Source organism: Mycolicibacter engbaekii, from assembly GCF_002101585.1.
Taxonomy (GTDB): Bacteria; Actinomycetota; Actinomycetes; order Mycobacteriales; family Mycobacteriaceae; genus Mycobacterium; species Mycobacterium engbaekii.
The window spans coordinates 1-1,567 of record NZ_LQOT01000020.1 but is presented as its reverse complement, the minus strand read 5'-3'; the positions used below and the strand labels follow the sequence as shown (position 1 = coordinate 1,567).

Sequence of the window (1,567 nt, the reverse complement as noted above, 5' to 3'; positions counted from 1 at the left end):
CCCGCCCTTCTCGGCGGAGCCACACGGGTGGGGAATTTCGATGAGCGTCAGTGGGGAATTTCAGTGAGCGCGGTCAGTTGAAGTTAGGCGTGACTTCGAACTGATCCCAGAACCCGCGAACCCCTTCGACCCCTGGGCGATCGCGGTCCGGGCGGACGGTCGCACAGTTGGTTATCTCGCCAGGGAAGACGCCCCAACCTGGGCTGGCACTGTGCGGCGGGTACTGGCATCGGGTTACACCCCGATCGTGCCCGGGCGGGTCTACGCCTTCTTTACAACTAACTGGGACGGTTGGGATGGTGACGGGGAGCCGCCGAAGGACTTCGCCGCAAAGATTCAGCTGAAGCTGGACGAACGGAGCGCCCAGCTTCCAGTCAACGATCCACCCGCGAAGCCCTACACCTTGCTGCCCAGCTCATCCCTCGTCCAGGTCACGAAGGAAGATCACTTCGCCGATGCGGTCCTGAAGTTCGTTCCTCCCAGTGGTTACGGCCCAGTCATTGCGAGCTTGCACGAACTCGACGTGAGTCGCGGCAGCGTCGAACGAACGGTGGTCGAGGTACGGATTGATGACACCTGCGTGGGCCAACTGACTCCGCAGATGAGCCAGCGTTACCTACCGCTCGTCAGGCACCTTCAGTCACGCGGACTGATCACGGCATGCTGGGGCGACATCACCGGATCTGCCGTCGCAGCCGAGGTTCGCATTGCCGCAATCAAAGCCAACGAAGCCAGCGTCGCGGTTTTGGACGGGGAACCGATAACAGTGCCTCGTCTGGTTCCGACGCAGCGTGACCCGCTCGCCTATCAATTGCCTGAGGCTATCTTCACCGGCGCGCACCAACCGGAAGCTCGATACAGAGCGGGCGGTCGGACGTCGACGTACTCCCCATCCGGGGAACCCGCCCCGCCGCTGCCGCCGGCAGGTTGGTATTTGGACCCGCATCATCCGCACCTTCTTCGATATTGGGACGGCTCGGCCTGGACCCAGCACACCGCCCCAATTCGCACGCGCTAGCGCGAATATCGCCGAGATCCGGCGACGCCCTGCCGAACCCAACCCGTTTCAAGGTTGCGCGCGGACGCGAGACGGCGCCGATAGGAGTTCAGCTTCGGGCCACGTCCGGTCTTCCTAGCGATATTCTGCTGAAGTGATCGACTTTCAGAGTGGCGGTTTGTTTGCGCGGCTTGCACCCAGCGATCCGCGAGCTCTTGCTTCCGAGCTGGCACCAATCCTCGTTGACGGGGAAGCTGTGCACCTTAGCTTCAGGGGAGTGCGTGACTCGGTGGTCTTCACCAACAAGCGCCTCATCGCGATAAATGTTCAGGGTTTGACCGGAAAGAAGCGCGATTACTCGTCTCTTCCCTATAGCAAGATCCAGGCCTGGAGCATCGAGACGGCAGGACGGTTCGACCTCGATGCCGAGTTAGAACTATGGTTCTCTGGCCTTGGCAAGGTCCGTCTGGATTTCAAAGGGCAGGTCGATATCGGTCAAGTCCTTTGACGTGGTGTACGACGTCGTCGTGTGATTCTTCGTTGTGATGGTTCAGGCGGTCAGTGCCGCGG

The 1,567-nt window shown here is 61.1% G+C and carries 2 protein-coding genes; both read left to right on the top strand.

Going from position 1 to position 1,567, the window contains the following annotated elements; genetic code table 11:
- Positions 1-211 precede the first annotated feature (211 nt).
- A complete protein-coding gene (locus AWC02_RS22465; RefSeq protein WP_237160334.1) occupies positions 212-1,018 on the top strand; it encodes a DUF2510 domain-containing protein in 807 nt (268 codons plus the stop codon).
- 133 nt (positions 1,019-1,151) lie between these two features.
- A complete protein-coding gene (locus AWC02_RS05440) occupies positions 1,152-1,505 on the top strand; it encodes a PH domain-containing protein (protein ID WP_085127770.1) in 354 nt (117 codons plus the stop codon).
- The last annotated feature ends 62 nt before the right edge of the window (positions 1,506-1,567 follow it).